14 protein-coding genes are annotated in these 23,976 nt (G+C 36.4%); 4 read left to right on the forward strand and 10 right to left on the reverse strand.

Translation table 11 applies throughout. From position 1 onward, the window contains the following. The first annotated feature begins 485 nt into the window (after positions 1-485). Positions 486-821, forward strand: a complete 336-nt coding sequence (locus AC1W31_RS13460) for a hypothetical protein (protein ID WP_481734980.1) — start codon at positions 486-488, stop codon at positions 819-821. Between the two features lie 101 nt (positions 822-922). Next, positions 923-1,192, forward strand: a complete 270-nt coding sequence (locus tag AC1W31_RS13465; RefSeq protein ID WP_481734981.1) for a hypothetical protein — start codon at positions 923-925, stop codon at positions 1,190-1,192. A 274-nt stretch (positions 1,193-1,466) separates the two neighbouring features. Here AC1W31_RS13465 and AC1W31_RS13470 read toward each other — a convergent pair whose 3' ends face one another. Continuing rightward, positions 1,467-1,736: a DoxX family protein gene (locus tag AC1W31_RS13470; protein WP_481734982.1), complete on the reverse strand. Its 270-nt coding sequence runs from the start codon at positions 1,734-1,736 to the stop codon at positions 1,467-1,469. 177 nt (positions 1,737-1,913) lie between these two features. On the opposite strand from AC1W31_RS13470, the gene ubiE reads away from it, so the two are divergent. Both ubiE and porT read left to right on the forward strand, forming a co-directional pair. Next, on the forward strand, positions 1,914-2,636 hold the full coding sequence (gene ubiE, locus AC1W31_RS13475) for a bifunctional demethylmenaquinone methyltransferase/2-methoxy-6-polyprenyl-1,4-benzoquinol methylase UbiE (protein ID WP_481734983.1): 723 nt from the start codon (positions 1,914-1,916) through the stop codon (positions 2,634-2,636). Beyond that, positions 2,585-3,346, forward strand: a complete 762-nt coding sequence (gene porT / locus AC1W31_RS13480; RefSeq protein ID WP_481734984.1) for a type IX secretion/gliding motility protein PorT/SprT — start codon at positions 2,585-2,587, stop codon at positions 3,344-3,346. The genes ubiE and porT overlap by 52 nt, the downstream gene beginning before the upstream one ends. 94 nt (positions 3,347-3,440) lie before the next feature. Here the strand turns inward: porT and AC1W31_RS13485 are convergent, their stop codons facing one another. The 9 genes from AC1W31_RS13485 to AC1W31_RS13525 all read right to left on the reverse strand — a co-directional run bounded on the left by AC1W31_RS13485 (position 3,441) and on the right by AC1W31_RS13525 (position 23,868). After that, positions 3,441-4,763, reverse strand: a complete 1,323-nt coding sequence (locus AC1W31_RS13485) for a sugar porter family MFS transporter (protein WP_481734985.1) — start codon at positions 4,761-4,763, stop codon at positions 3,441-3,443. Positions 4,764-4,850: 87 nt separating this feature from the next. After that, complete coding sequence (locus AC1W31_RS13490) at positions 4,851-8,159, reverse strand: VCBS repeat-containing protein (protein ID WP_481734986.1); 3,309 nt, start codon at positions 8,157-8,159, stop codon at positions 4,851-4,853. A 20-nt stretch (positions 8,160-8,179) separates the two neighbouring features. After that, positions 8,180-11,485: a VCBS repeat-containing protein gene (locus AC1W31_RS13495; RefSeq protein WP_481734987.1), complete on the reverse strand. Its 3,306-nt coding sequence runs from the start codon at positions 11,483-11,485 to the stop codon at positions 8,180-8,182. Positions 11,486-11,631: 146 nt separating this feature from the next. Further along, on the reverse strand, positions 11,632-14,880 hold the full coding sequence (locus AC1W31_RS13500) for a VCBS repeat-containing protein (RefSeq protein ID WP_481734988.1): 3,249 nt from the start codon (positions 14,878-14,880) through the stop codon (positions 11,632-11,634). Positions 14,881-14,894: 14 nt separating this feature from the next. Continuing rightward, positions 14,895-16,043 carry a DUF4249 domain-containing protein gene (locus AC1W31_RS13505; protein WP_481734989.1) on the reverse strand — a complete coding sequence of 383 codons (1,149 nt, stop codon included), beginning with the start codon at positions 16,041-16,043 and terminating at the stop codon, positions 14,895-14,897. Then, entirely contained in the window at positions 16,040-18,424 is a 2,385-nt protein-coding gene (locus AC1W31_RS13510) for a TonB-dependent receptor (protein WP_481734990.1), read from the reverse strand. Before AC1W31_RS13510 ends, AC1W31_RS13505 begins: the two co-directional genes overlap by 4 nt. A gap of 50 nt (positions 18,425-18,474) precedes the next feature. Then, positions 18,475-19,080, reverse strand: a complete 606-nt coding sequence (locus AC1W31_RS13515; protein ID WP_481734991.1) for a hypothetical protein — start codon at positions 19,078-19,080, stop codon at positions 18,475-18,477. Between the two features lie 98 nt (positions 19,081-19,178). After that, a complete protein-coding gene (locus AC1W31_RS13520) occupies positions 19,179-20,711 on the reverse strand; it encodes a RagB/SusD family nutrient uptake outer membrane protein (protein ID WP_481734992.1) in 1,533 nt (510 codons plus the stop codon). Between the two features lie 121 nt (positions 20,712-20,832). After that, a complete protein-coding gene (locus AC1W31_RS13525) occupies positions 20,833-23,868 on the reverse strand; it encodes a SusC/RagA family TonB-linked outer membrane protein (RefSeq protein WP_481734993.1) in 3,036 nt (1,011 codons plus the stop codon). Positions 23,869-23,976 lie beyond the last annotated feature (108 nt).

Below are 23,976 nucleotides of genomic sequence, written 5' to 3' on the forward strand. Positions count from 1 at the left end.
CCCAGGTTCCCTAACCCTCTTTCGTTGTTTGGGAGTGCAAAGTTGCAGGTTTATTTCTAAACCACCAAACTCTAAAGCAAAAAAAAATGAAAATCTTTTAAAGTATCTCCTAATCAATTGAAAATCACCATACTTGTAAAAAAAAAAAAATCTGATAAATTATCCCAATTAAACATCCCTTGTAGATAATCGAGATTGTCGAGGGCGAAAACATAATTTAGCCTTTGTCCTAACGAGCTTTTTAATATCCTTACTTCGTTGTACTGGTCATGTAAGTTTAGCCATGATTCATCAAAGAATGGTAGAGGAACTGAATTAATGGTGATAGACACAGCCTTTCGGGCGAAAAAATGTCTATCATACGTACAGTGGGGTAAAATTTTGAAAGTATTGATTAGGAGGATTTTAGTAAGGCAAATACTACTTGTTTTGAGGGTCAAACTGAGCAAATTGAAGGACTTTACTTTGCAGTTGATGGGGAAAAGTTGAGGGAAACCATAGATGGGGTATCAGGAGATAAGCGAGGTGAGAATGTAGTAAAAATGGTTAGTCATGAAGATTTAGAGAGCCAAATCATTGGATTCTATTCAGGTAAAAAAGAATCTGAAAAGACGATTGTTCAGCAATATTGCCAAAGTCAACATACGTTGATTGGTACTTACGGTCTTGATACTTTAAATACGTGTCCTACTTTACTGGAAGAACTTGAAAATAAGGGGGAAATTTATTTAGCTCAGATTAAAAAAATCAAAAAGAGTTATTTGAATAATGTCAAAATATGGTTCAGAATATGCCTTTCAAGTATAATTTTCAAGACGTAGAAAAAGCTCATGGCAGGATAGAACATCGAATAGCAGGACTTTATCCTCTGGAAGTAGCAACATTAGATAAAAGATGACAAAACTTTGGTATTGAGACACTTTTGGAAATTTATCGCAAAAGAGAACGAACAAAAGGCTGTAAAATTAGCCAAGAAATCGTCTATTTTGTGAGTAATAGAACCCTCACTAATAAAATAGCTGGAAACAAACTTTACAAAGCCGTTCGTAATCATTGGAGTGTTGAGTCGGACAATAACGTCAAGGATCTTAATTTAGGAGAAGATTACCTTAAATATTATAAAACCAACGGAGGTAGAGCCATTGCTTCGGTATTCAATGTAGCCGTTAATTTACTCAGAAGAAAAATATAACCAATAATCTCAGGGTCGTCGGAGAGGAGTGTAACTTCGATAGAGAATACGCAATGCCGTGCTTTTAACAGGTTAAACCTCCTTATGAAAATGTCCTGTAGACACTTATTTTATTAATTCAGCTGGAATTTTTGACGAATGTAAATTCAAAAAAATAATAATTGATTCAATCCATTGATAATCAAATAATTACGAATAAAATTTTCTTACACATACAAATATGCCCAATTAAGAAACAAAAACTGCAAGATAATTCTCGTCTACAAAAATGCTTTTAATATTTTAAAGAATTTATCGGAAATGAGCATAAAAATATGTACCGTAAAAAGATAATCAACATCGCAATAATGCCCCAAGCCGATAGAGAACGAGTGGCGGTGAATAAAAGACCTACGCCACAAATAACTTCAGTTATACCACTCAATAATACCATAAATTTATGATTTGGGATGTAAGGAGGCATCACATAAAGGTAAAATTTGGGTTTAACGAAGTGGTAAATACCGCCTACGGTAAAGAAGAACGCTAAAATGTAAAGTCCCATGTTGTACATAAATAATTTGATTGTTTTGAGGGTGATGATTGTTTTCCAATTTACGATTAATGTTACAAAACGGGGTTTTCGAGAAACAATCTTTTTAAATGAGGGGTTATCTAAGCAGTGTATTGTAATTTTGATATATTGAATTAATAAAAACGGACAAAGCTGTTCGTATTACACATGACTGTCGTTCCATATAAAGAGCAAGATGCTTCTAAGAAAGAGCAAGTGGCTCAAATGTTTGATAATGTTTCACCCAAATATGATTTTTTGAATCATTTATTGAGTGGAGGAATTGATATTTTGTGGCGAAAAAAAGCCATCAAATTATTAAAGAAAGCACAACCAAAAACCATTTTGGATATTGCTACGGGTACGGGCGATTTTGCGATTGAGGCTTTGGCGTTGAAACCAGATAAAATCGTGGGCGTGGATATTTCGGAAGGAATGTTGAGTTTTGGTCGTGAAAAAATCAAGAAACTTCGCATGGAATCTGTCATAACTTTACAAAGCGGTGATTCGGAAAAATTGCAATTTGAAGACAATACTTTTGATGCCGTTATCGTTAGCTTTGGAGTACGGAACTTTGAAAACCTCGAAAAAGGATTGACTGATATGTGCCGTGTGATGAAATCAGGAGGAACTTGTATCGTTTTGGAATTTTCAAAACCTCAGAAGTTTCCAATGAAACAATTGTATAATTTTTATTTCAAAAATATTCTGCCTACCGTTGGCAAAATTGTCTCGAAGGACACTTCCGCCTATACTTACTTGTATGACTCGGTACAAGCATTTCCAGAAGGAGACGAATTTATGAAGGTATTTCACCGTGCAGGCTTTAACAACACTCAATGTTTACCACTCACATTTGGCATCAGTACCATTTATATAGGCAGAAAGTAATTCTTTTTGTGGTTTTTACCTGTATTTTAATGGCTGGATTATCTCATCGTTCATCCGCTCAAAAATATGAGTATAAACGAATCTATGATGAATTTTACGATGATAAAACGGTCCATTTTGGCTTCCTTTTTGGTTTTGGCTCATCAAGATTTAATGTTTATCATAGTAAGAATTTTGGTTCGGGAAGTGCTACCGATTCAGCCGTAACCATTGTTTCGTCAGGGAATTTTGCTTTTCAAGTGGGCGGTTTGGTAAATTTCAAATTATCCGATAGGCTTGATTTTAAGACGGGGATGAATATTGCCTTGTACGGACGTGAGGTTGATTATCGCTTTAATAATTCTCCTGATTTTCCCGCTGAACTCCGTGAATCCACGTGGTTGGAAATTCCGCTTTTATTGAAATATAAATCGCAAAGGAGAGGCAATTCGAGGATGTTTGTGGATGCGGGTTTCAAGATTGGAATTGAAGCAAATGTTAGAAAAAATGCAGCTTCAACAAGAAGATTAGATACCAAAACGGGCGATTTATCGCTGGAATATGGTATTGGATTTGAACAATTTTTCAAGTATTTCAAATTCACACCTGAACTTCGTTTTTCACATGGCATAACCAATATGTTTATTACACCAACCAATAATAATCCTTACGCAAGAGATATACAACGACTTAATAGTCATACAGTTACCTTGTATTTGATGTTTGAATGATGGGCGATGAACGATAAAAAATGCCGATTTGGAATTAATAGTTCCAAATCGGCATTTTTGTTTACCTGATATTTTAATTGTCAATTATCAACTGTTAATTATTAATTGATAAATCCATTTCTTCTAAAGCCACACCTTTTGTTTCTGGCATCAAGAACCAAACGTACAATAATTGGCAAACCATCATTACGGTGAAGAACATAAAAATGGGTGTTCCACCAAATTGGCCAGCAAAATAGGGGAAAATATTGGTAATAATGGCCGCAAAAACCCAGTGTGTTAAACTTCCGAAAGCCTGCCCCGAGGCACGTACTTCGTTTGGAAAAATCTCTGAAATGAATACCCAAATCACCGCACCTTGTCCGATGGCATGAGCCGCAATGAAGGCAAACAAAAAGAATGACATTCCGTCAAATTGTTGTACATAAAATGCTCTGGCAATTAAAGTCAATGAAATAATATAGCCAATTGAGCCAATATACATCAATGTTTTACGACCAAATTTGTCAATCAAAGAAACGCCTAACATGGTGAAAATCAAATTAATAAGTCCAATTCCGACCGATGAAAGTAAAGCCGTAGCTTTTCCCAAACCTGACATTTCAAAAACCCTCGGAGCATAATAAATAATGGCATTAATTCCTGAAACTTGATTAAAAAATGCCATCAAAAATGCGAGTAAAATCGGGAAAGCGTATTTTTTTGAGAAGAAAGTTACATTCCCTAACTTAATATTATTTTGCTGTGACTGAAGAATTGAAGCCAAAGTAGAATCGGCAGTTTCTGGGTCAATTTCATTTAAAACCGCTTTGGCAGTTTCAATGTCATTTTTTTGAAGAATTAACCAACGTGGACTTTCGGAAATTAATAAGGTCAATCCCGTAAAAATCAAAGATGGAATTCCGACGATTCCCAACATCCAACGCCAATCGCTTTCACCACCTAACGCTTGGAAAAAGTAGTTTGAAACGTAGGCAATCATAATTCCAAAAACGATATTAAATTGGAATAAAGCAACGAGAAAACCCCGTTTTTTGGCGGGAGCAATTTCTGAAATGTACAAAGGTGAAACCACCGAAGACGCTCCAATGCACAAACCGCCAATAAAACGAAAAACCATAAAAGTATAAACGTCTTGGGCAACGGCTGAACCCACAGCTGAAACGAAAAATAACGCTCCCAACCAAAATAACGCTCTTTTTCTTCCTAATTTATCGGCAAACCAACCGCCAAAAGCTGCGCCAAATACGGTTCCGTACAAAGCAATCGCAATAGCAAAACCGTGCAACGTATTGCTCAATGACCATAGCGCTTGGATTTTTTGCTCTGCTCCAGAAATTACAGCGGTATCTAAACCGAATAAAAAGCCACTTAACGCAACCGTCAGCGACCAAAGAATAAGTTTTTTGTTTTTCATTGTGATTAGTAGCACAGACTTTGTCGGGGATGCCAAGTCTATATTTTGGTATTACGGACAGATTGGGCATCCCTGACAAAATCTGCGTTACTTTTTGGTAAAAACTTGTAAAGTATTATTATTTCGAGCAATTAAATAACAGGGCAATTTATTTACCTTAATTATCTGCATATCACGTATTTCGTCATTCAATAGTAAACCACTTTGGCTTGGAATAACAGATTTAAAGTTACCTTTCTCGTCACTTTTTAGAATTAAACCATAACTGCCATCGTAACGTGCTTGGTACATATTTGAGCCGTAAAAATTACCGCCAACAATTATATCTTTGATACCATCTCCGTCGTAATCATCTAATAATAAGGCCATTACTTTAGAAGTTTGGGCTAACATTGGCAATGGTTTCAACTTAAATTTATTGCCTCCTATGTTTTCTATATAAACTGATTCAAAGGTATTTATTTGTTTTTCTTCAGTTCCGTCCAATTCATCAGAAGTTAGCAAATCGCTGATTTCTTTTCCTGCATATTGCGAATAATCGGTAAAATGTTTATTGATAATACTCGGAATTTGCTTGCCCATTTCGTCCTTTGTTGCGACTGGATACCATTTCTCTCCCCGATTATACACCAAAATTTGTTCTACACTTTCATTTTTATCAATGTCTTTTACGTACATTTTCAAAATATTTCCTGTTAGGTTTTTCCTGAATTTGGTATTCGTTCCTAAGTTTCCAACGACAAAATCAATGTCGCCGTCTCGATCAAAATCGTTGGCAACAATTCCTTGCCAAAAACCCGTATTTTCAGTTAATCCATTATCTACTATTTTGAATTTTCCCTTTGTATTTTGGTAGGTTTGAATTGGCATCCAATCGCCAATCACGGTTAAATCTGTGTCTCCGTCGTTATCGGTATCTGCCCAAATAGCATTGGTAACCATGCCTGAGGTTTCTATTTCGGGTGCTAATGCTTTGGTTTTATCCACAAAAATCCCCTTGCCATTATTCACCAATAAATATGATTTTGGCGTTTTTCCGTAATTGAAAGGTACTACTCGCCCACCCACAAAAAGGTCTAAATCTCCATCTTTGTCAAAGTCAAAAGGTTTTACGCAAGATTTATTCGTAAACATGGGCGGAAGAGCATTTTTATCTCTCGTAAAATTCCCTTTCCCATCATTGCGATACACACGGTCGAATTGCTCGACACTATTTCCCGAGAACTCATTTCCACCCGAAACCACGTATAAATCAAGGTCTTTGTCATTATCAATATCCAGGAAAACAGCGTCCACATCTTCAAAAATGATGTCTTCTTGAAAACCTACTTGTTTTGAAGGAGAAAAACCCGAAGTATTTTGCAAATACAATTCTCCCGCCTGATTTCTCGCTCCGCACAAATACAAATCATCTTTTCCATCGCCATTTACATCGCCAATTGCCATTTTTGGGCCTTCCGTCGAAACCTTAAACGGCATCAACGACTCACGAGTAAAGTCGAAATATTGGTTTTCTTTGTGGGTGAAATTGATGTTTAATTTGTTGGAAATTTCTTCAAAAGTAAATATTGGTAATTTATCGGATTTTGAGATTGGCAATTGAGCATCTTTCTCATACAAGGTCAAAGTTGTATTCGGTTTTACTTTCGTCAAAATTTGCACTTTACCGCTTTCCCAAATTACTTTGACGGTATCAATCAATGTAGTATTTTTTCCTAAGCCAAAAGTCAAAATTGGCGCAACTGCCGACATAAATCCACGAGTTGGCATATTTTGCTGGGTTTGTTCCATGCTATTGGCTTTGATAATCACTTTCGCCCCTACGCCAAACGTGTTTTTACTCTCCCCTTTCAAATTAATTTTACTGAAAGTATTTTGTAATTTTTCAATATTTTGGTTTTTGTAAATCGTCGCTTCTTCGTTGATATTATTAGTAATAATTTCTAAATCTCCGTCATTATCCAAATCCGCATACGTGGCTCCGTTGGAAATATTTGCCTCCTCAAATCCCCAAGACATAGATTTATCTTCAAATTGTAGCGAAGTATTTCCCTTGAAAATGTAATTATGAACCTTTCCTTCGGGCATTAATGCCAAAGCCTTTTGGTCAAAACCATTCTGAACATTATCGCCAATAGTGTATTTGATATAGTTGAGGTCGTTCGGGCGACGCACAATTCCGTTGGCAACAAAAATATCTTTCAGTCCATCACCATCAAAATCATTCATCAAAACGCTCCAACTCCAATCGGTAGAAACGACACCCGCCAACGCCGCAATATCGATAAAATTCCGCCCACCCTGATTCAATTGTAAGCAATTGCGACTATATTGATAAAAATACCCAAACTCTAATTTGTGGAGAAAAATATCCAATGGATCTTCACCCGCCGAGCTTTTTTCAACCGTTTCGTCTTCGGGATACATATCCAGCGTCATCACGTCTAAAAAGCCATCATTGTTAATATCCGCAATATCCGACCCCATTGAAAACCGACTGGTATGTTTCATGCGAATTCTACCTTCTTCAGCAAATCGTCGAGAAGAACCATCTACACTTTTCTGATTAATATACAAATAATCATCTTCGTGAAAATCATTACTCACATAAATATCTTCCCATCCGTCATTATTCACATCCGCAATGGCAACGCCTAAACCATAACCCATTGTTGCCTGAAATATGCCTGATTTTTCAGTCACATCTTGGAATTTCCCATCGACATTTTCAAATAAATAATCGCCTGCTTCTGCATCTTTCTCGGTTCGTGTACTTACATTTCCGTGCGAACGTGAGGTATGTACTGCATGATTTAGGAGAAAACAGTCGAGGTCACCGTCTTTATCGTAGTCGAAAAAAGCGGCTTGGGTTGAAAAACCAGCGAAATCTAAACCATATTCTTGCGCTTGTTCTGAAAATCGTGGCAACGAACCGTCTCCATTATTAATATACAACTCATTCTTTCCTTTGAGTCCTTTGTATTTTCCAACGGCACAAACGTAAATATCTAAAAATCCATCACCGTTGACATCCGCCATCGTTACGCCCGTTTTCCAATCGGCATTTCCTTTGATGCTCGCTTTTTGACTAATATCTTCAAATCGTAAATCGCCTTTATTGAGGTATAATTTATTTTCTCCTTGGTTGGATACAAAGAATAAATCTACCAAACCATCATTATTTATATCGCCAGAAGCTACGCCTGCGCCATTATAAAAATAGAGATAATCCAAAATTCCGAAGTCTTTTGTATCAGTTAAATTATTGCTAAAAGTGATATTCGTTTCAGAACTGGGTATTTTTTCAAACAGCTTTATATCTTCCGTTGCTTTTTGGCAGGAAAATAGCGTTGGAATTATGAGCGTGATTAGGATATATTTTATTTGCTTTCGCATTTTTCTAAAGTTTATTTCAATTACTTCACCCCAAACACCTGGGCCTTCTCATTATTTTTTACTAAAACAATTTCTTTTTTACCGCCTAAACCATTGATAATAAGCATTTTACGGACTTGCCCTTTTGTAAAAAAACCTGTTTGTTTTGAAGTTTGAACGGTATAATTCCCTTTGCCTTTTCCTGCCAAAATGATTCCGTAATTGGCATCGTATCTACCAATTTCTGGAATATTATCGTAGAAATTTCCGACTAAAAGGATATCTTGATGTCCGTCTTTGTTATAGTCTATCGTCTGAATGCTATTAATGGGCGAGACTTGAGCTTCTTGCGGTAGGACTTTGAGCGTAAATTTTCCATTACCTTCATTTATCAAAAACGAAGATTGGGTATTATTGACCATTTGAAGCGTTTTGCCTTCCATTTGTGCATCCGTGAATAAATCATTGATGGAGGCCTTTGCGTAGTCCGAAAACTTCAAAAATTTCTGTTTTATGGTTGGAACTTGTTTCTGCAAATCACCTTTCAAGATAGCAGGACAACTTTTTCCTTGACGAAAACAAGTAATAATTTGCTCGATGGTTCCGTTACGGTCAAAATCATTGACGTATAACTCAACTGGTTCATTTTCAGAGGCTTTGAAGTTATTATTCAAGCCAAGATTTCCCAACACAAAATCCATATCGCCATCTTCGTCCACATCTACGGCCTGAATACAATTCCACCAACCATTGGAAACTGGCATCTCTGTTTTGTTAGCAATATTGAAACTTCCTTTTGTATTTTTCAAAATCGTTACGGGCATCCAATCGCCCACTAAAATTAATTCTGGAAATTTATCTCCGTCGGTATCCAACCAAGCAACATCCGTAATCATTCCTAAATTTTGAGCATCTCCCAAAATCGTTTTACTCACATCTTTAAAATTCCCTTTACCATCATTTTGCAAAAGCGTAGAGGTAGGATTTCTTCCATATTGTGAGGGAATTAATCTTGAACCCACAAATAAATCGAGGTCGCCATCATGGTCATAGTCTCCCGCTTTTACGCATGAACCACTGGCAAGGATAGCAGGAAGATTTTGATTTTCAGTAAAATTCCCTTTGCCATCATTCATATACAGACGGTCACGGAGTTGTAGAGCATCTGGCTCGTACTCGTTGCTACCCGTAACTACGTATAAGTCAAGGTCTTTGTCATTATCGGCATCAAAGAAAATGGCATCAACGATTTCTAAATAATTATCCCGATTAAAGGCTTCCGTTTTGGCAGGAAGCATTTTTCCATTCTTTTGTTGAATGTATAAAAATTTGGGATGTTCTTGAGAACCGCCAATATAAGCATCGTCTAAACCATCGCCATTGACATCGCCAATTGCCAAGGCTGGGCCTTCGGTGGAGTATTTTTGTCGCAATAAAATATCACGATTATAATCCACAAAATCATTTTCAATGTGCTTGAAATCAAGCGTTTGAGCAGTAATGTCCGTAAATTGCGTTGAGATAATTGGAGGAATAAACTTAAAAATTTGGTCGGCTTTTTGATAATTTAACACTAATAATTGGTCAGCTTTGGGCGATTTAATGACTTGCTTTTTATCGTCATTCCAAACGATTACCAAAGAATCTATCGCAGCATTTTGACCTAAACCAAAATTCATCGTTAAATCGACCGAAGATTGAAATCCCCGATTTGGCATTTGTTGTAAAGTCTGAAAATTTCCATTTTGATACACTTTTACGGTTGAACCAATTCCATCTAAATTCTTGGCCGTTCCCTTCAATTTCACTCGGAGATAATGATTTTTCAAGGTTTCATTTTCTTTATTTCGATAAATGGAAACGGGCGCATTATTGTTGTTCACGACCAAATCCAAATCGCCATCATTATCCAAATCACCGTAGGAAGAACCGTTGGAAAAACCCGCTTTATCCAAACCAAAACTTTGACTCACATTTTCAAATTTTAAAGCCCCTTTATTCCGAAAAGCATAATTCGGAATGGGCGTTGAAGGTGTTTTGTCAATAAATTCACGGGAGTTAAACGACTTATTTTCAAGGGCTTGTTGCATATTTCGGGCATCTCCTAAAAATGCTACGTAGTCTTGGTCGGTGAGGTCTTTATTAATACCATTTGCCACAAAAAGGTCTTTTTGCCCGTCATTATCCATGTCGAACATCAAGGCTCCCCACGACCAATCCGTTGCGTGAACACCCGCCATTTGTCCACATTCCGAAAAAGTATTATCGCCATTATTAATATGCAACATATTACGAGCCGATTGATAATGATAACCTTGCTTTACCTTAAATTCATTAAGGTCATAACCATCAAAAGTGGTCGTTTTTTTCAGTCTTTCATCGCCTTCGGGCAGCATATCTGTTACGAAAATATCAAGATTTCCATCGTTGTTTATGTCCGCAATATCAGCACCCATCGACGACAAGCTGATATGTTGCATTTCATTCACTAAATCCTCTTTGAAAGTACCATCCTTTTGGTTAATGTACAGATAATCTCGTTCGTAAAAGTCATTTGAAATATAAATATCCAACCAATTATCATTGTTGACATCGCCAATGGTAATGCCCAAACCAAAGCCGATTAAACTTCCATAAATACCTGCTTTTTCAGACACATCCGTAAAATGGCCGTTATCATTTCTGAATAATTTATCTCCACCCAATTTATCCCGTTCGTTTCTCAAATTAGCATATCCCAATCTATCCATTGGTGTAAAACTGTTATTGAGCGAATACATATCCAAATCGCCATCACGGTCGTAGTCAAAAAAGGCAGCGTGCGTTGAAAATCCACCGTCTTCCAAGCCGTACTCTTTCGCTTTCTCGGTGAATGTTACCTTACCATTTTTTACGCCATTATTGATGTATAATTGGTTCCCACGTTCGTCTCTACTCCCAGAATTACAAACATAAATATCCAAAAAACCGTCTCCATTCACATCAGCGAAGGTTACGCCCGTACTCCAGAATTTTTTATTAACGATTCCTGCTTGGCTTGTAACATCCTCAAATTGCATAGATTCGCCATTTTTATTGCCTTTATTAAGATATAGTTTATTCTGCTCGAAGTTAGAAGTCAAGAAGATATCGGCAAAACCATCATTATTGACATCACCAATCGCCACGCCACCACCGTTATAAAAATTACGGTATTTGAAAATGTTAAAATTGTCTTTTTCGAGACTTTTATTGACAAAATCCACGCCAGTTACTGAGGCGGGTAATTCTTCAAAAAGGGTATCAGTTGGTTTTTGATTACAGGAAAAAGTAATGAATCCGATAAGCAAAAAGGTTAATTTTTTCATTTGATTGCAACCATATAGATAACATTAGGAAACATAGATAAATCGCTTATTATCAATGTTTTAATAAATCTAAATTTGGAATTTTATTTATAAAAATGGTTATTTTTTATCTTGAAATTCAACCCTGACAGCGGCTTCTCACCCTGTCAGCGGTTGTTGTTTGATTCATATTCCTGTACTTTCCCTTCACAAACACCCACCAGAATTTTATTTCCTACTCGTTTCACCGAACGCACATCACCCCGTACATACACGCCTGATTGCTGAGGCGAAAGACTTTCAAAGTTAAAATTGCCTTTGTTCAAAAGCATCAGTCCCGTATTGGCATCAACTTTTCCAATTCTTAATCTGAACTTGCTATTATTGCCCATCAGCAGTAAATCTTTTTTGCCATCATGGTTAAAATCTTCCGCCAGAATTGCGTAAACAGGCGCATTTTGAGCTTGTATTGGCAATTCGTGAGGAATAAATTCTCCTTTTTTATTCTCCAAAATTAAGGTTTTCAAATTCGTAATTTCCTTTTTATTCGCTTTTTCTAAGACATTTGCCTCAAAAACATCTTCTATCGTTGCTTCAGAAAATGTACTATAATTTGGAAATTTCTTTTTCAAAATAGGCATTTGTTCCGCCACTTCATCCCTTGAATAACAAGGATAGGATTTGCCTTGAATATAGTAATTCATGAAGAAATCCGTCGTGCCGTTTTGGTCGAAATCATTATAAATTAACGAAGCGGGTTCCGCTTCTGATGCCTTTATTTGGGTATTTGTACCAAGATTTCCCAAAATTAAATCTTCATCTCCATCATTATCCAAATCAGCCTTTTCAAGAGTATTGTACCAACCTTTTAAAGTTGTGAGTGGCTGAGTAACTGATTTTGATATTTTACCTTTATTATTTTTTAGAATTATGGGTTCCATCCATTCACCTACTACGATAATTTCTGGATATTTATCACCATCCACATCCATGGTGGTTGCATCAGTTACTAAACCCAAATCACCCAAAGGTATTTTTGAAAAATGTGCTTTTCCATCGTTTTGATAGAGAAAACTTTCTTCTGAAAATGGAAAATTATTGGGCTTTATATGTCCACCTACAAATAAATCCACGTCTCCATCACGGTCAAAATCGAGCGTTTTCACACATAAACTATTAATTTGGTCTTCGGGTAAATCAGCTTGTTTGAAATTACCTTTGCCATCATTCAGCCACAATTCATCATTTTGTTCTATGAATTGGGCATTGGCGTAATTTCCATTGGCAATATATAAATCGGGAAATTTATCTCCGTTGAAATCTTGGATAACGGCATCTTGATTGTTATGTGGCTGAATTCCCAAAATTTTAAATTTTAGAGCATCTATATCACTAAAAAATCCACCCTTTGTTTCTCTATTTCCACAGATAAAAATATCATCAATTCCATCCAAATTTATATCACCCACCGCCATTTTAGGGCCTGAATAAGAATATTGCGTTGGCAACATTATCTGACGGTCAAAATTATTAGTTGGAGAAATAGTGTGTTGATAATCGATGGATTCAGTAGCTGTCAATAATGAATTAACAATAGGAATGGGTTTGATAATCTTATTCGTAGCCTTCAAATAATCAATCGTAATTGTTTGATTTACACCTATTTTATCTAAAATCTGCGTTTTTCCATCAACCCATCGAATTGTAATTTCACACGCTTTAGTATCCTCAGATAAGGCAAAAAGTAAATCTGCTATACTACTCGACTGAAAGCCATGCGTCGGCGAAACTTCTTGCATTTGGACATTTTTATTAGCCTTGACCGTAATAGTTGCTCCAATTCCAAATGGATTTTGAAGCGCCCCTTTGAGTTTAACTTTAAGGTATTTCTTGGGATTATTTTCTTGTTGCGTATTCTGATAAATGCGAGAAGGCTCATTCAAATTATTGGTAACGATTTCTAAATCTCCGTCATTATCCAAGTCCACATATACGCACCCACTCGCCACGGTTGATTCGTCAAAACCCCAACTTTTCTGCTCATTCGTGAATTGAGGCGTTGGGTTATTTGAGTTTTGGTTATTCTTAAAAATATAATTCTTGGTTTGGCTCGTAGGCATCAATTTAACCTGTTCTAAGAGTGGCTTTTGCGAACCAGTCGATTCTTCGTCGTTAAAATATTTGATAAAGTCGGCATTGGTATAATCCCGTCCAATGCCATTGCTGACAAAAATATCTTTGTAGCCGTCCATGTCGAAATCTGCCAAAAGCGTTCCCCAACTCCAATCCGTATTTGATACACCTGCCAATTGCCCAATTTCCAAAAATCCCCCATTTCCTTGGTTCATCTGCAACATATTTCGCATATTGGCGTGCCAAAAACCATTCTGTAATTGCGCTTGATAAGTATTCCAATTATCCGCCCAAAGCAACAATTTCTGTCTTGAATTACTCTCAGGAAGCATATCCAACGTAAAAATATCGCTCAATCCATCATTATTGATATCGGCAATATCCACGCCCATCGAGGAATATGAAGTATGCGAGATTCTTTCACGAAGCTCATCTTTGAACGATTTTCCTTGCTGATTTATGTACAAATAATCATCTTCTACGTAGTCGTTGGTTACATAAATATCTGGATAACCATCTTTATTGATATCCGAAACCATTACACCCAAACCAAAGCCAAGCGGATTACATTTGATACCCGCTTCTTTGGAAATATCCGTAAATCGTTTATTTCCGTCATTTCTAAACAGCTTATCTCCTGCATTATAATCATACGCATTTCGCATCACCGAAGCTTCTTTTCGCTGATAACCCGCCAAATTATGATTGACCAAAAAACAGTCTAAATCGCCATCTAAATCGTAATCTAAAAAAGCAGCTTGGGTAGAATAGCCCGAATCGTCAAGACCGTATTCGGATGCTTTTTCGGAGAATGTGAGGTTATGATTATTGATAAATAATTGGTTTTTCCTTAAAGTAGAATCCCGCAAACCCGAATAACAGACGTAAATATCCAACCAGCCATCGGCATTGATGTCTATCACACTTACGCCCGTTTTCCATCCATTTTTCCGTCCAGATGTACCTGATTTTTCGGTAATATCTTTAAATTTGAGCGCCCCTATATTAAGGTACAACTTGTTATCTACTTGATTTCCAGTAAAATACAAATCAACGAGTCCATCATTATTAAAATCTCCCGAAGCTACACCACCGCCGTTATAGAAATATTCATAGTTGAGAATATTTTCTTTTTCGGATTCGGTAACTTGATTAGTGAAAGTAATTCCTGATTCTTCGGGGCTAATTTTTTGGAAAAGGGTTTTTTCTCTGTTGCAAGCCGAAAGTAATGGAATGATGATAAGACACCCTAAGTTAAAATATGTGGTTAGTTTTTTGTTCATTATTTTTAATAAATCTAATCTTTCCAATTTTTGGGTTCTTTGGTCGAGCGATATTTTCCTTCTACACAATTAGCTCTTGGTCCATTAATCGATCCAGGCGGTGGAGGTAATTCTCTGCCAAAATCAGGGGTAGTTACGGGAGAATACCGATCCGAACCTACCAGTCTATCAATATAAATTAGTCTTTCTTCCGACCCAAAGACTTCAAAAGCACCTAATATTTTTTCATTTGGATTATCTACCGAAAACATATTGGGGCTCAGTTGTGTTTCGGCGGGTACGTCAAATAGTGTCCCAGAGCCTTGTGTAACGTCTTTTATACTCCTTAAATAACGATACATTTTTTGTGAAATAGCTCTTTGTTCAATTTTCAAATAGTACATTGTTCTACCATCGTAAGGCACTCTGGCAATTGGATAATTTGAAATTTGTTGGCCATTCAAAAGATTATCCGATAGAATATTATAAGTTGGATTAAACGACACATCAAAACATTGCTCACCACATTTATAATTGATTATTTCGGGCGAATTTTGTCCGTAGGGATAATTAGGGGTAGTGCTACATTTACTTAAACTGTAATCGTAGCCCAAACTGCATTTGGCACAATAAACGGTTCTTTCATAATGCGTCCATTTCCATTCATAATATTGATTGGGCTCTGGCGAATCTGTAAAATCAAGGGTTACATCAAATCCTACGCTTCTGGCATCTTTCAAAGAATAATTCGTTTTTACCACAAAATTATAGTTGACTTTATCAATGGCAGGAACGGAAATCATCTTTTCGGGCGTAGATTCGTACTTCTTCCCATTGGGCAAATTGATGTGCAAAGTATAGCTATTACCCACAATTCCTTTATAATTGGCAGTCGTTTCATAGATTCCATCCACAATTTCGGTCAGATTTACTCGTCCACCTTTATCATCAGTGATAAAAATCAAAGCCTTAACGACGGGTTTATTTTCAACATTTACGCTAATACTCGGCGATGAATAAGAAACGATAACCCTTTGAGCCCCTTCCTGATTAGATAGATTTGCCTCAACCGTGAGAAAACTATTATTATCAATTTGCTCAAAATCAGTTATTTCAGTTACGCACGACAACATGCCAAATGTCATCATGGTAAGATATATGATTAAATGTTTTATATTTTTCATCTGAATTTAAAATTATAGGCTAATGAAACCAATGGCGAAGCAAAAACACTTAGTTGATAAACCCTTGTACCACTTTTTCCATTTGTAAAAAATACAGAATATGGATTTGAACGACCATAAATATTATAAACCGTAAAAATCCAACTTCCCTCCCAGCGTTTTTCCTTCATACTTGGATTCGTAATTGTCCACGAAAAATCAAGACGATGATAGTCGGGAATACGGTCATTATTTCTGGCCGTATAAAGTGGCAATTGTTGTCCATCAAGCGTGTATGTACCCGTGGGTGACGAAAAAGGACGGCCCGTATTGTAGGCAAAAATGAACGAAAAACTATTGTGCTTGTCGGGCGTTGCGTTCAAAACAATATTGACCGAATGCGGTTTGTCGTAGTTTGAAGCATACCAATTTCCGCTATTAATTCTTTGTTCTTGATAAATTCCATTCGTTAATTGAAACGACCGAGCAAAAGTATAACTAACCCAGCCCGTCAACTCTCCCTTCTTTTTCGATATCATAAACTCTGCTCCATAAGAACGCCCACGTCCTTGCAAAAGTTGCGTCTCAATCGTGGGATTCAACTGTAAATTAGCGCCAGAAATGTAATCAATCGTGTTTTTGGTATCTCTGAAATAAGTTTCTAAAGATGCTTCCCAAACGTTATCATTCCACGTTTTGAAATATCCTAATGAAACGAAATCGCTTATTTGTGGCAAAATATTTTCATCGGAAATTTTCCAACGAGAAGTGGGCAGTGGTGTGGTATTATTGGTGATTAAATTCAAAAATTGTTGCATTCTATTATAGCCAAACTTCATCGAAGTCACGGGGTCGAATACGTAAACCGCTGTAATTCTTGGCTCAAATCCTCCGTAAGATTTGATAACTCCCTCTTTTTTTTCGGAGGAAATTAAAGTGATGGATGATCTTGGCTCATCGGCTTGATATTTCCTAATTTCGGATGGCCCTAAATTCAAAAATTGCGTATATCGCAATCCATATTGAACGGTCAATTTTTCATTTACTTTAAATTCATCATCGGCATGAATTGACATTTCTAAAGATTTTTCCGTCGCCAATTCAATCGTAGAAATCTTTGAAACAACATCCTTATTTAATACTCCGGGGCTCAAATTGTACTGAACGGCACTAACCCCAAAATTTGCTCGATGCTTTTCTCTAAATGTATGATCAACATTTATTTTAAAGTTTTTGTATTCAATACTATTCTTCAAATCAATCCGATTTACTGAATCGGGCGATTCTGTAACCGTTTTATAATTACTATATGCCCCTAAAACCTCCAAACTGGTTTTAGGATTGAAATAATGATTCCATTTCAGAGAAGCGTTGGTGTGTCCGTATCTAAAATCCGTTTGTTTGGCAATAACATTTTCAAGGCTAAATAAGGAATCTACCCGATAAAAATCCTGACTAAAATACGTGGATAGTGAAATCGTGTTTTGAGCGTTGGGTTTATAAAAAACCTTGTTGGCTATATCGTAAAAATTGGCCCTTGTATTTTTTAGATTATCAGGCGCAAAAGTCTTAAACCAAAAATCATTAAACGAAACTCTACCCGCTCCCAAAATCGATAATTTGTTTTTAATCAGTGGCACTTCAATTAATAAGCGATTGGAAATTGGTCCAACACCACCCTCGAATCGAAATTTTTCGAGACTTGGTTCAATCATTTTTATATCTAAAACGGAGGCTGTTCTTCCACCAAAACGGGCTGGAATACCTCCCTTATACAGTTCTAATTCACGAATTGCGTCCGAAGCGAACACAGAAAACAAGCCAAAAAGATGTGTAGGATTGAAAATTGGTGTATCATCAATAAAAATCAAATTTTGGTCAACCGCTCCTCCTCTAATATTTAAACCATTGGCTCCTTCACCCACCGATGAAACGCCAGGTAATGTTTGCAGACTTCTCAAAATATCCACTTCGCCCATCATCGCTGGTATTTTCTTAATCCCTTTTATACTCAACAAAGAAACACCTAATGAAGGCGTAAGAATATTGCTTCGGGTTGAAATACTTGACACAATTACTTCTTCTAATTGCTTAGTTACATCCTCAAGTACTACTGGCAGGTTAAAATTTTTATCTAATTTTATAAATTTCCGAAAAGGTTTATAGCCCACAAATGAAACTTTCACTACATAATCGTCCTCTGGAATACGCAAATAGAAGTTCCCCGATGAATCCGTTAGAATCCCCGTCTTTTTAGTATCGAGCGAAATGGCAGCTCCTACTAAGGGTTTACCAGTTTCAGCATTTTTTACATTTCCTCTTAGTGAAAATGTTTTTTGGGCTGTAACCGTTTGGGAAAAAAGTAGAAAAAATAAGGCTACCTGTAATGCGTGCGATTTCATAAATGGATTAGGGAATAGGTTTTAATCAGCGTGTGTTAATGAATTCAAGGTTATTGACCATAAAATGCCGATTTTTCATCAATACTCAAAAAATCAATGTTGGGACTTTTGCAAACTACGATACCTTTCACCTCCAAAGATGGGTCAGAAACATCCACTTTTGGATATTTTTTTGCTTTCCCCTCAATCACCATTACTATCTTTTCCTTGGTAAGCGTTTTGATGGTTATTGTTCCTTCCGACATCAAATATCCTTCTCCCAATTGCTCAGCTTTATTCTTAATTCTTCCTATCATCACATTGGAAGAGTAGCCATTATCCAATCTAATTTTAACTTTCACGGGACGATCTTTGTACCATTCATATCCACCAAAATGAATCATCATATTACTCTCATATTGATCAGAAAAATTAATGGTGAATGAATTATGGACAATTTCAAGATGCCCACTAAAAATGCTTTCAGGTTGATAAAATTCTTTTCCATCTAATTTAATATCAAACCGAGATTGGTTAGTTTTCAAAGATTGATAGATATTTTGATATACTTGTAAATCTTCTTCACTATTTACATCGTTTGAAGTGCAAGCATTTAAAATACCTGATACAAGCAATACCATCAGGATTTTTATTGAAAATTTAGCGTACAAAGTCATGATTTGTGTTATTTTAATTAATTGGTAAACGAAATGTAATTAATAAAAAAATGCCCGTCTAAACGAGCATTTTTTTATTAATTACATTTCGTTAGATATTAATATCCAAAGTTTTGTTTCAAGTTCGAGTTGATTTCCAGTTCTTTTTGTGGAAGAGGGAAAACAACACGGAAAGCAGGAGAAGCTGTTGTACGGTTTTGTACAGGAGCTAAGAATGTACCAAAACGGACTTGGTCATTTCTTCTCCATCCTTCCCAGTACATTTCACGTCCACGTTCAGCCAATAAATTAGCATCAGTTAAAGAAGCTAATGCAGTAGCACCACGAGCAGTTCTTAATGAGTTAACAATTGTTAAACCAGCAGCCGAGTTTCCACTTCTGTGCAATGCTTCAGCTTTCATTAACAATACGTCAGCATAACGGAAGAATACATAATCATTTGCAGGAGCATCAATGTTATTTAAGTCAGCAGGGTATTTGATAACACGAATACCGTTTACTTCACCAGCAGTTTTCAAATCGATATCTGCTGTAAACACTAATGGATTACCCGCTCTATCTTTCAATGCAACGCCACCTTCACCATATTGTTGTCCAATCAAGAAGCCTGCACGTAAACCTTTCACGTCAGTCAACCCTGGGATTGAACCACCGATACGACTATCTTTTGAATCAAAACTACTATAAAAATCAGCTAAAGTAGTAAATCCATTCCAACCACTTGGCGTTTGGTTGTAGTGCGTTGTCATATAATAACGGTTTCTTGGCGAAGAGTTATTATTAAGACTTTGACCTGCATCATTCTGAATTACAAAAATTAACTCTTTCGATCTTGCTGTATTTTCCCAGTGGAAGTTATCAAAATAGTTTGGCGTCAAAGTATATCTACCACCTGTAATAATTGCATCAGCTGAAGCAACTACTGCATCCATATCCGCTTTCGCAAAAGTGAATGGTCCAGCAGGACTTGTTGGATCTTGCGAGAATACAGCGTTGTTCAAATAAGTTTTCGCTAAAAGGAAATTAGCGGCTTCTTTCGTTGCAGTACCTGTATTAGTTGCCGTAGCAGCATCTAAATCACCGATTACCGCTTTCAAATCAGTAATAATTTGAGCAGATGCTTCTTTACGACTTAAACCTTTTGGTGTTGCACCAGGGTTAGCTAAATCTTTAAAAGCTACTTGTCCAAATATATCTGTTGTATAATACATGTAAAAAGCACGTAAGAAAGTAGCTTCTGCCACTTGCTTTTTTGTAGCTCTTTTATCACCGATAACCTCATTTGCCAAAGCATGACCTCTATTCAAGTTATTCCATGCGTTGATTAAATCGTCACCCGTTCCTGACCATGTATGTTGGTGTAATGCTCTCCAACGACCATTATCATCCCAGTCAGCTCCACGAGTTGGTCCTTGCATCTCATCAGAAGGGTGTTCTAATAAAGCGTAAGCAGCAGCTTGATCCGTAAAGCTACCCAAACTTTGGTAAGCTGATTTTAATTGTAAATCTACTGCCGCACCAGAAGCATTAGTTTTATCAAGAACGGCATCATCTAATTTACTACATCCAATTGTCCCCGCTATCAATAAAGTAGCTAATGAGGGAATTAGTATTTTTCTAAAGTTTTTCATTTTTTTATTTATGATAATGATTAATGAAGTTGATTCTAACAAAATATATTGTTAAAATTTACATATTAACGATTAGCTTATGAATATGGTTTTTAATTTCTTATAAATAGTTGCACTATTCTTAGAAATTAGCACTAATACCTAAAGTAAATGTTCTTGCTTTTGGATAAGAGATATAATCAATACCTAAAGAAGGAATACCATTTCTTGCAGCAATTGGGTTTGTAATTTCAGGATCTAAACCTGAATAACTTGAGATTAACAACAAGTTTTGTCCCGTCACTGAGATATTTAATGATTTAGCAAAACTGTTAGCTGGCAATTTCACGTTATGACCAATTGTGAAGTTAGAGATACGAATAAAGTCAGATTTTTCTAAATAAGCCGTTGAAGCTACTGGAGCATCACCATAATCTTGACCTGTTGTACTTGAAAGTGTGTAATAAGTAACGTTATTACCTTGTTTCAATGAACCTCTATTCAATACTGCATTTCCAGTGTTGTTATAAATATATCCACCCGATTGTCCGTTGATGAACAAACTTGCATTCCAAGCGCCAAAAGTGAAATTATTTGTCAAACTCCAAACTGCTGAAGGGAAAGGACTTCCTTTATAGGTTGGGTCACCATCCGCTAAGATTGTATTTCCTTTAGCATCATATCCTTTGAAATCTTTCAAGAAGAAACTGTACAAAGCATATCCTTGTGTGATTGGTTGTACAAAATTACCTGATAAGCCTTGACCGTATAAATTACCCGTATAAATGGTAGCAACGTCTAATCTTCTAACCTCATTTTTCAAGAAAGTAGCATTTACTGCGGCATCCCAAGTAAATGATTTACCATTAATTACTTGATAATTTAAACCAAGCTCAACCCCTGTATTTCTAATATCAGCAGGAATATTTGCCCATCTTGTTGTTGCAACGTCAGGCTGAGGTGCTGAGAACGGGAACAACAAGTTGTTTGTACTTTTATTGAAATAATCAATTGTACCTGTCAATCTTCCTTTCATCAAACCAAAATCAAGACCTACACCATAAGCAGTAGTTGATTCCCATTTAATATCTGGATTTGGAACGTTTTCTTTACTAACACCACCCGCACCTGAATTTGGAGCGTAAGTTGCTAAAGAAGTATTGTTCGGGAATTCTTGGTTACCTGTGATACCCCAGTTAGTTCTTAATTTCAAGTCAGAGAAAATTTCTTTTGGAATAAAATCTTCGTTAACTAAACGCCAAGCTGCACCTACTGATGGGAAAGTACCATATTTGTTATTGATACCAAATCTTGATGAACCATCCACACGAACCGTAGCAGTCAATAAATACTTGTCAGCATAAGAATAATTCACACGACCAAAATATGATTGCAAATCATTAACTGCTTTGCTTGAACCACCTGAGAATGCTTTGTTCGTACCAGAATTATCCACAAAGTTCAAGTTGTTTGTCAAATCAAATCCAGCAGGAGCAATTGAATAAATCGCTTGAACATAATTTCCTTGATTTTCAAATTTCTGATAAGAGAAACCAGCAATCGCATCAACTTTAGAAGCACCAATAACTTTTTTGAAGTTTAAGGTATTTTCCCAAGTTGTAGTAGTAACGTATCTATTAGCAATTTTAGCAAGACCTTGGTTACCAGGAATTGCATCCGCAAAACCAGGTGTATTTGGTTGAATACTATTTCTGGTTACACCCGTTGAATTATCCAAACCTACTGTTGTTTTGAAAGCTAAATCCTTTGTAATGTTCCACAAAGCATTTACGTTCATCAACGTTCTGTTCGTATTTGTTCTTAAATCAATTTGATTCAATAAAGAAACAGGGTTACGGAAAGCAGGGGTACCATTTGTAAAATAAGAACCGTCCGCATTTTGAATTGGATAAGTTGGGTTCGTTTGAATGGCTCTACTTACTACGTTTCCTTGATATCCAACGTCAGTACCGTTAGCAGCATCTTTATTTTTAACTTGAGAAGTAGTCATCGCTACCGATAAAACAACCTTATTGTCAAATAATTTGTGTGATGCATTGATACGAGCCGTAATACGATTTTGGTAAGTATCTTTAATCGTACCTTGTTGATCTTGATATCCCAATGAGAAGAAATAATTAGTATTATCATTTCCACCACCGTAACTCAAGTTATAATTTTGAGAAACAGCAGTACGATAAACTTGATCTTGCCAGTTAGTGCTTGAACCTGCATTAATTGTCTTGTTAGTAATATCTAAACCAGCTTTTGTTGCATTTGCTAAGAAATCGCTTGTTGAAAGTACATCGTAGTTCTTGTAATTAGAAGAAATACTTGTATTTGCCGAAAAAGACATATTTGATGAACCTGATTTGCCTTTCTTAGTAGAAATTAAGACAACACCATTTGCACCTCTGGCTCCGTAAATAGCTGCCGCCGAAGCATCTTTCAATACCGTGATATTTTCAATATCATTGGGGTTCATGAAATTTAACGGGTTTTTTGCCACAGTAGTACCAAAACCTCCCGCATCTGCAGCATCTGAAGTAGAACCTCCATCCAAAGGAATACCATCAATAACATAAAGAGGACCATTACCCGAACGAATCGAAGTAGTACCACGCACACGAATGTTGATCCCAGCACCTGGCTCACCGCTACTTGGTGTCATTTGAACACCCGCAACACGACCTTGCAATAATTGCTCAGGAGAAGAAATAACGCCTTGATTAAAATCTTTAGCAGATAATGAAGAAACACCACCCGTTGCATCTTTTCTGGTGGTAGTACCATAACCCACAACAATAACTTCGTCAAGAGCTTTATCAGCAGAAGCCAATGTGACATTCAATTCTGAACGAGTACCTACTGCAATTTCTTGTTTAGTGAAACCTACAAAAGAGAAAACTAAAGTAGCATTAGATGGAGTAGCAATTTTATAAGTACCGTTTACATCTGTTTGAGTACCTTTATTTGAACCTTTCACTGATACTGATACCCCTGGCATTCCAGAGCCATCAGATTTATCAGTTACTTTACCCGAAACTATTTTGTCTTGAGCAAACGTACTCAAAGACACAAGCATGGTAATAGCCATCAAAGTAGTCTTCAAAAGAGACTTCAATGCTATACCTTGTCGCATTGGGCGACCGAACCATCTGTACAAATGATTATTCATAAGGTTTTGTTAAGATTGGAAAATGGTTAATGAAAAAACTGTAACAATTACGTATCTATCCCATGTTATATAGAATATAAGTAAAAATTACCATAAAACTTACCTAAG

This window comes from Arcicella sp. (assembly GCF_964672035.1).

Bases quoted from the DNA above. Each gene is read 5' to 3' on its own strand.
- AC1W31_RS13470 (WP_481734982.1), bottom strand. From the start codon at position 1,736: ATGGGACTTTACATTTTAGCGTTCTTCTTTACCGTAGGCGGTATTTAC.
- ubiE (WP_481734983.1), top strand. From the start codon at position 1,914: ATGACTGTCGTTCCATATAAAGAGCAAGATGCTTCTAAGAAAGAGCAA.
- porT (WP_481734984.1), top strand. From the start codon at position 2,585: ATGTTTACCACTCACATTTGGCATCAGTACCATTTATATAGGCAGAAA.
- AC1W31_RS13485 (WP_481734985.1), bottom strand. From the start codon at position 4,763: ATGAAAAACAAAAAACTTATTCTTTGGTCGCTGACGGTTGCGTTAAGT.
- AC1W31_RS13490 (WP_481734986.1), bottom strand. From the start codon at position 8,159: ATGCGAAAGCAAATAAAATATATCCTAATCACGCTCATAATTCCAACG.
- AC1W31_RS13495 (WP_481734987.1), bottom strand. From the start codon at position 11,485: ATGAAAAAATTAACCTTTTTGCTTATCGGATTCATTACTTTTTCCTGT.
- AC1W31_RS13500 (WP_481734988.1), bottom strand. From the start codon at position 14,880: ATGAACAAAAAACTAACCACATATTTTAACTTAGGGTGTCTTATCATC.
- AC1W31_RS13505 (WP_481734989.1), bottom strand. From the start codon at position 16,043: ATGAAAAATATAAAACATTTAATCATATATCTTACCATGATGACATTT.
- AC1W31_RS13510 (WP_481734990.1), bottom strand. From the start codon at position 18,424: ATGAAATCGCACGCATTACAGGTAGCCTTATTTTTTCTACTTTTTTCC.
- AC1W31_RS13515 (WP_481734991.1), bottom strand. From the start codon at position 19,080: ATGACTTTGTACGCTAAATTTTCAATAAAAATCCTGATGGTATTGCTT.
- AC1W31_RS13520 (WP_481734992.1), bottom strand. From the start codon at position 20,711: ATGAAAAACTTTAGAAAAATACTAATTCCCTCATTAGCTACTTTATTG.
- AC1W31_RS13525 (WP_481734993.1), bottom strand. From the start codon at position 23,868: ATGAATAATCATTTGTACAGATGGTTCGGTCGCCCAATGCGACAAGGT.